The sequence below is a fragment of the Acinetobacter endophylla genome (assembly GCF_053543775.1).
In genome coordinates, this window is the sequence record NZ_JBLVOM010000314.1 from 33,587 (window position 1) to 43,379 (window position 9,793).

10 protein-coding genes are annotated in these 9,793 nt (G+C 36.7%); all 10 read right to left on the reverse strand.

The features are described from left to right. Positions 1 to 5 precede the first annotated feature (5 nt). A complete protein-coding gene (locus tag ACNPNW_RS17410) occupies positions 6 to 656 on the reverse strand; it encodes a LicD family protein (protein WP_448767249.1) in 651 nt (216 codons plus the stop codon). Continuing rightward, positions 646 to 1,299: a class I SAM-dependent methyltransferase gene (locus ACNPNW_RS17415; protein ID WP_448767250.1), complete on the reverse strand. Its 654-nt coding sequence runs from the start codon at positions 1,297 to 1,299 to the stop codon at positions 646 to 648. The genes ACNPNW_RS17410 and ACNPNW_RS17415 overlap by 11 nt, the downstream gene beginning before the upstream one ends. A gap of 29 nt (positions 1,300 to 1,328) precedes the next feature. Further along, on the reverse strand, positions 1,329 to 3,038 hold the full coding sequence (locus ACNPNW_RS17420) for an ABC transporter ATP-binding protein (RefSeq protein ID WP_448767251.1): 1,710 nt from the start codon (positions 3,036 to 3,038) through the stop codon (positions 1,329 to 1,331). 8 nt (positions 3,039 to 3,046) lie between these two features. Further along, positions 3,047 to 3,895 carry a glycosyltransferase family 2 protein gene (locus ACNPNW_RS17425; RefSeq protein WP_448767252.1) on the reverse strand — a complete coding sequence of 283 codons (849 nt, stop codon included), beginning with the start codon at positions 3,893 to 3,895 and terminating at the stop codon, positions 3,047 to 3,049. A gap of 10 nt (positions 3,896 to 3,905) precedes the next feature. Next, the gene (locus ACNPNW_RS17430) at positions 3,906 to 5,855 is read right to left on the reverse strand and encodes a tetratricopeptide repeat protein (RefSeq protein WP_448767253.1); all 1,950 of its coding nucleotides are present in this window, start codon (positions 5,853 to 5,855) and stop codon (positions 3,906 to 3,908) included. Between the two features lie 36 nt (positions 5,856 to 5,891). After that, the gene (locus ACNPNW_RS17435) at positions 5,892 to 6,317 is read right to left on the reverse strand and encodes a pilin (protein WP_448767254.1); all 426 of its coding nucleotides are present in this window, start codon (positions 6,315 to 6,317) and stop codon (positions 5,892 to 5,894) included. Between the two features lie 210 nt (positions 6,318 to 6,527). Further along, positions 6,528 to 7,088 (reverse strand): TPM domain-containing protein, encoded by a 561-nt coding sequence (locus ACNPNW_RS17440; protein ID WP_448767255.1) that lies wholly within the window; start codon positions 7,086 to 7,088, stop codon positions 6,528 to 6,530. Further along, positions 7,082 to 8,125 carry a TPM domain-containing protein gene (locus tag ACNPNW_RS17445; RefSeq protein WP_448767256.1) on the reverse strand — a complete coding sequence of 348 codons (1,044 nt, stop codon included), beginning with the start codon at positions 8,123 to 8,125 and terminating at the stop codon, positions 7,082 to 7,084. Before ACNPNW_RS17445 ends, ACNPNW_RS17440 begins: the two co-directional genes overlap by 7 nt. Before the next feature lie 29 nt (positions 8,126 to 8,154). Beyond that, on the reverse strand, positions 8,155 to 8,745 hold the full coding sequence (locus ACNPNW_RS17450) for a LemA family protein (RefSeq protein ID WP_448767257.1): 591 nt from the start codon (positions 8,743 to 8,745) through the stop codon (positions 8,155 to 8,157). 181 nt (positions 8,746 to 8,926) lie between these two features. Further along, a partial coding sequence (locus ACNPNW_RS17455; protein WP_448767258.1) for an FAD-dependent oxidoreductase occupies positions 8,927 to 9,793 on the reverse strand: 867 nt, incomplete at its 5' end.

Here is a 9,793-nt window from a genome sequence, read left to right on the forward strand (position 1 = left end):
CCAACCTATTTAATCGGTTTGATAAATCTATATATTTTCTTAACAATAAGAAAGACACGATATGGAAAAACTTTCTTCAAAATACTAATTAATTTTATATATCGTGTATCTATATCAGCATGATATCCTTTAATAGGTTTATTCCATGAAGAACCGTATATATATTTCAACAATCTCTTTGGCTTTTGAGGAATATTAAATGTTTGACCTATAAAATTAATTTGCTCAGTTTTTTTAAAAAATTTATTTGGAATAGAATAAAGATTACATTTCCTATTACAAAAATCACCTTTTTTAAAAAAATAAATATCAATATATTCATCACCCCTTAATAAACTCAAAATATCTCCATCATATCTAATGACACTAAAACCTCTATCTATAAATACATTTAAATTTTTTATAAAATCTTCTCTAACCTCATTTAAAATATAAATATCTACATCAGTATCATAATTAATAAAACTTTTATCTCTTACAGCACCTAGTAGCGTTCCATATATTAATCCAAAATCAATCGATTTATCATCAAGAATTTCTTTTAAAATTAATAAATTTTCTGCACAAATTTCAATATTTATTTTTTTATTACGATTTATGAAATCAAAATTTTTCAGATTATAAAAATTCTCACCAATTAATATTTTACTGGACATAATTCACCCCTATTTTCTTTAATACTAATCTTGCTACATATGCATCATCATTTAAAAAATTAGCATAACCATGCCCCTCATAATACTTTTTAATTTCATAACCTTTACTTAATGCTTTCTTTTTAAAATCAGATACATTAATATATCTACGATAGTGATCCTTTGTATTTTTCTCACCAAATTTATCATTTTCTGTTCTAAATTCTAAGTAAACCTTTCCATCTATTGGTAAAATATCGTCTATTAATTTAAAAAAACTATTTTGCTTATTTTCATCAATAGCATGTAAAAAAAATCTTGAATACACTATTATCTCTTTCTTCAAATCCTGCTTAATTCTCTTTACTTGATCTATTAAGTCTAAATCATCGATTGAACTATTAATAAACATTGCATTTTTCATATTATAGTTTTTACATATATTAATTGCCTCCTCAGAAGCATCAATTCCAATTGTAAATATTCCATTTTTAGCAAAAAAAATGGAATCACGACCATTACCACACCCTATATCTAATACTATATTTTGATAATAATTAATATCACTTAAAAAAAATATAGAAAATTGTGAAGGTATGTTAATACGACTATTATCTAAAATAGAACTGTAGAAGTCATTCCAATAATCATTTAAAAATTCCATAACATTTAATCTCAAAATAAATTTAAATTTTAAAAATACCTAACAAAATCAAAATCATTTAAATTACCTTCATCATGTGTAACTGAAACAATTGTTACATACTTTTTCAACATGATTATTTCTTTATTGATTAGCTTTTTGGTTTGACTATCTAAAGCACTCGTTGCTTCATCCATAAATAAAACTTGTGGATCTTTATATAATGCTCGTGCAATTCCTATACGTTGACGCTGTCCGCCAGAGAGCATTACACCTCTTTCACCAACAATCTCATTATAACCACCTTTCAAATTATTCATTATTAAATCATCAATTTGAGCAAGTTTAGCCACTTTCTTAACCTGTTCAAAATCAATCTGAGATTTAGGTACACCAAAAGCGATATTTTCAGCAATAGATTTATCTGCTAAATAAATAAATTGTGGTACATAGCCGACTATATTACGCCATCCAGTGATATTTTCTGCTGTTAATTCAACATCATCAATATAGATTTTACCTTCCTGTGGCTTGAGTAAACCAAGTAAAATATCCATCAACGTACTCTTACCACAACCACTTTTCCCCATAATCCCTAGACTCGAATTTTTCTTTATCTCTAAATTAAATCCTTCTAATACAGGATTTTCACTACGATTAGGGTATGCAAATTTAATATTTTCTAGACGTATTGAATTTTCAAATTTAAGAAGCTTAACCTCTAACTGTTTTTCAATGCTATTTTTCTCTAATAAAAATTCAGGTTGAAGTACAGCGAGTACCTGCTCAGAAAACTTAATCTGTGAAATAGAACGATACATATTCTGCGCAGCTGGCAACATACGATAAGCAGCAAAACCATATAGACCAAGTACAGGTAAAATATGAGAAACTTCTTTTCCTGAAACAACCAATATCATTGCCAATCCAATTAAACAGCTATAACCTACGGTTTCAATAATATTCAGAGGTACTTGACCTAAAGTATCGCGTGTTGCAATATGCCTTGCAAATACACGTGAAGATTGCTCAAATTGATCAATATAACCCTGCTTTGCATTATTAATCATCACGTCTTTAATGCCTGCAACCGCCTCTTGACAGGTTTGATAGCGCTCTTTATTTGCTTGAGTAAACTCTTGGCCAATCTGAGTCAGTTTTTTTCGCACCAACATATAAATCGCCACATAAAATAGTCCTAATACCAATGCTGTTGCTATGGCCATCAGTGGGTCATACAGTAAGAGAATCCCCACCATTGAAAATAAGACAACTCCATAAGACATAAGCGTTAAAGCTGGTAATATCATTGTCCAAATGAGTTGATCCACTTCAGATAAAATATTTTTAACTAAATTGGTACTATTTCTTTGGATAAAGAATTCATAATTTTGTTGTAAATATATTTTGAGCAAGCGTGTAGAAAAATAATGGCGTTGTAAACTTGCAAAGCGATTCACTGCATATTGTGTCAATATTTTAAGTACAGTTGAACAAATCACTATAAATAATGAAATAAAGCCAAGATAGATAATAAAATTTTGTTTATTGGTTGCACCAGTAAAATCATATAATAGATGTAAATAGTGATTTGATTCTGTCATATTTGGATTAGACAGAACTGCTAAAAATGGCATAATTGAAACAACACCCACAGATTCAATAAATGCCATCCCCATAACGAGAATGAATACATAAATGACTTTTCGCTTATCTAAAGACGAAAGAATCTGCCAAAGCTGCTTTAAACTGTTCAACACGGTTGTCTTCACTTCTCTTTATACATGAGCGCTGTAATCTGCTCAGAGATTAAACCCATCAAAAATATCATCACACTCCCCGTATAAAGCAAAGCACTCATATTGGTAAAGCGATGAAATTCATACAAAGTATAACCATACCAACCTGTTGCCATTAGAAATAATATAACTGCAATCGGTAAAAACATCTTCAATGGTGAAAACAGCGTGGCAATTTTAAAAATAATTAAAAAAAAGCGCACGCCATCTTTGATCGGCTGGATATGACTTTTCCCTATACGCTTAGCCGTATGAATGGGCACATAAGTAACCGAATAACCAGCTCTAAAAAATGCCATTGTACTTGTCGTTGGATATGAAAATCCGTTGGGGAGCAAGTATAAGAACTCTCTAAACTTTTCGGCTCTTACAGCTCTAAAGCCTGAAGTGAGGTCTTCAACTGCATGCTCTGTCATATAAGATGCAAGTGAATTATATAGACCATTGGCAATACCACGCCCTAGATTTGCTTGAGAACCTTTTTGTCGAGCACCCACAACCAAATCAAATCCTTCTTCTATTTTCGCTAATAATCTAGGAATATCATTTGGATCATGTTGCCCATCCGCATCCATAAAGACAATTACATCGCCAGTTGCATGGCGCGCACCAGTTTTAATGGCTGCACCATTACCTTTTGAGTAGGGGTGGGAGACGACTTTTGCTCCAGCAGATTCTGCAACTTGTTTCGTTTGGTCTGTAGAACCATCATTCACCACAATAATTTCGTGAGCAAGCTGTAATTGTTGAATCTGTGCAAGGGTTTGACCAATTGCAGCAGATTCATTTTTGGCGGGAAGGACGATGCTGATCTTCAAATTTTCCCCCTTAAAGCTTAGTTTGAATTTTATCTATGAAGATTTTTTGTAATCTTGATATTTCCATATCATACTCGGTCTTACTACGCTTTAACTTAGATGTATCTTGGTGCTGATATACCTCATCAACTTTAATGAGTAAATTTAAAGCATTTTGTGCTGAGCCATAGGTACCAAGTTCTGCGACCATCATTAATCCAGCTTCAACATCATTATATCTCTGAAGTGCTTCTTGATAATATGCTATAGCTGCCTTCTCTTGATGCATAGCTAAATATATTTTTGCTTTAAGATACGGTGATAAACGCTGGTAAACAGAAATTTTGTTATAGCCTGCATGTTGGTCTAAATGTTGAATTAAGCTTAAAGTGGGCTGACAATAACGAATACATTGCTGTTCATTTGCAATAACACCTTCTGTAAGTACACGTAAGCCTTGTATTGCTTGGGCATCAAAAGGTTGTTTTTTTAGTTTTTGGGTGGTGAATTCAAAATCTTGCTCAGTTGCTATAGCATAGGAAACTTTTTGTAAAAGTAGTTGTATATTAAGCAAAGCACTTTGCGGCATTCTTTCTAGAGAGCTTTCTAAATGTTGATTAGATTCAAATAGATAACCTTGCTCTGTTAGTTTTCTTGCAATAGTGCTTTGAGCACGTGGAGAGTTAGGGGTGTTTTTTGCCCAGTACAGTAAAAGAGCGTTAGTATTTCCCCAAAGCTTTGCTCGTTCATAAGTAAAAAAACTTAAAATTGAAAGAATAACAGCAATAATTAAATAAACTAGTTTAGGATTTATTTTTTCTTTTAAAAAATACAAGGCAGCAGCGATAGGTAAAAATAAGAATAATGCGGCTAAATAATTACGATGCTCAAAATATAGCTCTAAGCCAAGTACTGTTGACTCCATCATATGTGCTGCAAAAAAGAATAGGATTGCAACTGATAATAGAGGATATTTATTCTTATATAAGAAAGCAGAGAATAATAACCCTGTTAAAAAGACAATCGAAGATAAGGTTGTTATGGGGTGTAGTAAGGATTTAGATATTAAATATCCGTCTTGATAAAGTCCACGCCCTTCTATTTGGGGAATAAGTAAGTGATATAAATATTCACTTACAATCCGAGCCTCACTGTATAGACGTTCTACTTGATTAAAATTTCGATTCGGCCAGAGATTTTCAGAAAAATTGAGCTCTTTAAATATGAGGTAAAGTACTGCCAAGGAAGGGAGCCATAAGCATAAGGCTCTCCATTGCCATATAGGTTTGTCGCGTTTATTTGGATTACAAAACTCTAAGACTAAAATTAGTAAAGTAAGTAATGCTCCATTTTCTTTGCTATAGGTTGCTAATATTGTACATATACCTATAGAGATAGCCATATAAAAGTACGCTTGTAATGGTTTATATGGTAAAAGCAAGCGTGCTTTTAAGTAGCCAACAATACCAATTAAAGTAAATAATGTTGCGAGTTGTGCCATACGCTGCACAACGTAGAGCGTGGTTGATACAAAATACGGATGCAATAACCAAATACCTGATGCAATTAGTGCAATCCAAATTGCTTGTTGTTCTTTATAATTATAGTTTCTTAATAAAAGTAAAATTGCCCAACAAAGTAATACCCCATTGAGTAAATGGATCATAATATTGGTATATTTAAAGGAATAAGCAAGAGACGGCCATGTATTATCATTAATGAGAAAGCTGGCAAGAGAGATGGGGCGACCTGTTGGGCCTGCAAAACCGCTATTAATAAAATTTTTACCTTTATCCCAACTATCAATGGTGCCATATGTGCCTAAAGGTTCTAGGTTGGGATAGTCATCAAAAAGAAAGTCACCAGAAAGTCCGAATGAATATATAAAAAAACAAAAGAATAAAAGAATGTAAAGGTTTAAGTTTGATAAGTATTTTTTCATCATTATTTTAAAACCTTTCAATAAAATAACGCCTATCATAATGATAGGCGTTATCAATACTACCTGTACTCTAAATTAACGACAGTTAGTTGGAATTAAAGTAGGGTCAATTGTACCAGGTTTACACTTCCATTCTACGCCACCAGAAGCAGTTGTAGGACTCAATTCTAAAGTTACTGTTCCACCTTTTGGTGCAACTTTATCATTATAAGTAATAACGATTTTACCGCCTGCTGCATCTACTGAAGTAACAGCATTACCTGTAATCTGATTGGCAGCTGCTAAACCTGCAGCTGTATTGCTAGCAGGCCAGTCATTTTGAGATGATGCATACTCAGTAACAGCAGCTTTTGCACCACCAGCTAGGCTTAAGCCTTCAGAAACATGGGCACGCTTCGTGTAGCTTTGATAAGCAGGAATTGCAATTGCGGCAAGAATACCAATAATAGCGACAACAATCATAAGTTCGATGAGCGTGAAGCCCTTCTGCATTGTATTCATAACATTCTCCACAAATGTCTTTTGTTTATTTATAAGCCTAAAGAAAAAGCTCATTTAGCTTATTTTATATTTAGCACTAAGTGTGCCAAGTTTTATTATAATAAAATTGAGAGAAAAAACAGCACTTTAAAAAAATATTTTTATTTTTGTAACTCTCATGTTTTATTTTGTGCAACTAACTGACAAAAATTGTCAGTTAGTTGACTAAAATCACCCCAAAATAATCGGTTTATTCCCTAATTCATTTTCTAAATCTATTATTTTTCGATCATAGTATTGATCCAATACTTCTCCAATCTGCTTCACACCTTCAATGACGCCCTCTTTAAACCTCTGCTGAGCCAGATTTTGAATGATGTTTTGACAGATTTCATCCCAGACCTGCTGGGTTGTCGCATTCTTAATTCCCCGATCAATCACAATTTCAACCTTGTGCTCGCACAGATTCAAATAGAGTAATACCCCACTATTATATTCAGTATCCCAAACTCCAATTTCAGCAAATAACTGTCGGGCGCGACAGAGTGTGTCTTGATAATAGGCAGATCGTGCAGATAAACATCCTTCGATTACGACCTGTATTTCCCCCACATGCCCATGCTCGGCTTCTTCCACCGCAAGTGCAATCGCATGCTGATCCTGCTTGGAAAAAAAACGCTTGGTTGCCGGCATATAAAAGAAATGTTTTAACCAACGCTTAAAACTTGGCTGCGCATGTTCTTCCAGTTTCGGCCGCGTGACAATTTCTGTCGTATCTGTCGTTGTTACCATGAGCCTGATGCTCCTCCCCCACCAAAACCACCGCCGCCTCCACCGAAGCCACCGCCTCCAAAACCACCACGACCACTACTACCGCCTCGGCCAGCGCCCGATGCAAAAGCATGTAAAATCAGTTGCGCCAGTGAAGTGATTAAAACAAAAAATACACCCAGACCGATCAATAAGCTTGCGACCAATCCTAAACCATTGACCAGTCCAGCAGCAGTTCCAGCTACTGCAGCCGTTGCAGCACTGAGCTTTTTACCAAAAATCATCGAAGCAACCACACCGGCGATGATAATAAAAATCACAGCACCAAAAGTGGCTTGAGAAGCCTGTTGCGCTTTATAGGCCTGTTCGTGCCGTTCTTTCAGTTCATCTGCAGCCTGTGCGGCAATTTCAGGATCTAAATTGAGAATTCGTTCAATTTCAGCCAGTCCGGAATCAATACCTTGCGCATATTGGCCTTGTTTAAAATACGGCGTGATTTTGTCATGAATAATTCGACCTGCCACAATATCGGGTAGCACTCCTTCCAGCCCATAACCGGTCAAAATCTGAATACGACGATCATTAATGGCAATGGTCATCAATAAACCATTGTCGCGTTTGGCCGAACCGAGCTGCCAGGCGTCAGCAACGCGCATGGAATAATCAAAAATGTCTTCCTGCCCCGTGGTCGGAACAATCACGACACCAATTTGACCTTTACCTTCATTATAAAGTTTTAGAATACGCTGACTGAGTTGCTGTTTTTCAGCGGGACTAAGTATATTGGCCTGATCAATGACCGGTTCATTCAGACTGGGTAAATCGCGCTGAAACTGCCTTTCCGCCATGTCATTGGCAATTTGCGGCTGTGATGCTGCTGCAGTTTCTGTATTTTGGGCTGGAGTATTTTGATTATTTTTAGGCTGTAAGATTTCACGGGCTACGATGACTTCTTCAGTATCTGTAGCCGTCGCCGTTTCTGCTGAAACAAGTGTTGTCATTCCCATGCCCAACATAAGAATCAAACTAGCACAGTATTTCAGCAGTATTTCAGGCATCTGATCTCTCACTTATCTACAGATATTACTTATTCAAAGGAAACCGTTGGTGCTTTCTGTGCACTTTGCTCGGCGCTAAAGTTCGGTTTGGTGTCCATACCAATCACTTTGGCGGTCATGACTTGCGGGAACTGGCGCGCATAAGAGTTGAAGTCCTGTACTGTCGTAATATAACGGTTACGTGCCACTGCAATCCGGTTTTCAGTTCCTTCTAGCTGCACCTGTAAATCACGGAACTGCTGGTTCGCTTTCAAATCTGGATAATTCTCAGTGACGGCTAAAAGACGAGACAAGGCACTGGTCATCTGGGCCTGTGCTTCCTGATAGCGTTGGAATAGTTCAGGATCTTCTAGTACTTCACGATCTACTTTCAGGCCGGCAACATTGGCACGTGCTTGGGTCACTTCTGTTAAGACCTGCTCTTCATGCGCGGCATAGCCTTTGACCACATTGACCAGATTAGGCACCAAATCGGCACGGCGCTGATACTGGTTCTGGACTTCCGACCAGGCTGCCGTTACGGCTTCATCTTTGACTTGTAAGGTGTTATAGCCGCAACCACTCAGGGTCAAGGTACTGGCTAGCATTAAGGCGATAAGAGATTGTTTGAATACACGCATGATATCTTGTCCTCAATTCTTTATTAATATTTATATAATTAATTTGATTTTAAACAGTATTTTCTAAAGTTTTGTTACTTTTTATAATCTTTTTAATTATCCATATTTGAATTACAGACAATTAAAATTAAAAAACCCGCCGTAGCGGGTTGTTTGAATGGCTTCAGTGAATTTTCAACTGTTAAACATCCAGATAATCCAGGATACCTTCAGCTGCCTGACGGCCTTCCCAGATTGCGGTTACAACGAGATCTGAACCGCGCACCATATCACCACCAGCGAAGATTTTCGGATTTGAGGTCTGGAATTTGTATTGCTGCTGTTCAGCAGCAAGCACACGACCTGAACCATCCAGATTGATTTCCACATCGGTGAACCAGTCTGCTGGGCTGGTACGGAAACCGAAAGCAAGCAGGACTGCATCCGCTGGAAGAATTTCTTCTGAACCCGGAATCGGCTCTGGACTACGGCGACCACGACTGTCCGGCTCACCCAGCTGAGTAGTAATAAATTTTACACCGGTTACTTTACCATTTTCACCAACAACTTCGATCGGCTGACGGTTAAACTGGAAGTTCACCCCTTCTTCACGCGCATTTTGCACTTCACGGCGTGAACCTGGCATATTTTCTTCATCACGACGATAAGCACAGACGACTGACTCGGCACCTTGACGGATCGAAGTACGGTTACAGTCCATGGCAGTATCACCACCGCCTAAAACAATGACTTTCTTGCCTTCCACGCTGATGTATTCAGCTGGGTCTTTTTCCCAGCCCTGACAACGATTGACATTCGCAATCAGGAAATCTAGTGCATCATACACACCATCCAGATCTTCACCGGCAAAACCACCTTTCATATAAGTATAGGTGCCCATACCCATGAATACCGCATCATAATCTGCGAGCAACTGGTCGATGGTCACATCTGTACCAATCTCAGTATTCAGACGGAATTCAACCCCCATACCCGTGAAAATTTCACGGCGGCGTTTCATTACGTCTTTTTCCATTTTGAATTCTGGAATACCGAAGGTGAGCAGACC

Excerpts from the sequence above, each read along its gene's own strand:
- ACNPNW_RS17410 (WP_448767249.1), bottom strand. The coding sequence starts at position 656 with ATGTCCAGTAAAATATTAATTGGTGAGAATTTTTATAATCTGAAAAAT.
- ACNPNW_RS17415 (WP_448767250.1), bottom strand. The coding sequence starts at position 1,299 with ATGGAATTTTTAAATGATTATTGGAATGACTTCTACAGTTCTATTTTA.
- ACNPNW_RS17430 (WP_448767253.1), bottom strand. The coding sequence starts at position 5,855 with ATGATAGGCGTTATTTTATTGAAAGGTTTTAAAATAATGATGAAAAAA.
- ACNPNW_RS17435 (WP_448767254.1), bottom strand. The coding sequence starts at position 6,317 with ATGAATACAATGCAGAAGGGCTTCACGCTCATCGAACTTATGATTGTT.
- ACNPNW_RS17440 (WP_448767255.1), bottom strand. The coding sequence starts at position 7,088 with ATGGTAACAACGACAGATACGACAGAAATTGTCACGCGGCCGAAACTG.
- ACNPNW_RS17445 (WP_448767256.1), bottom strand. The coding sequence starts at position 8,125 with ATGCCTGAAATACTGCTGAAATACTGTGCTAGTTTGATTCTTATGTTG.
- ACNPNW_RS17450 (WP_448767257.1), bottom strand. The coding sequence starts at position 8,745 with ATGCGTGTATTCAAACAATCTCTTATCGCCTTAATGCTAGCCAGTACC.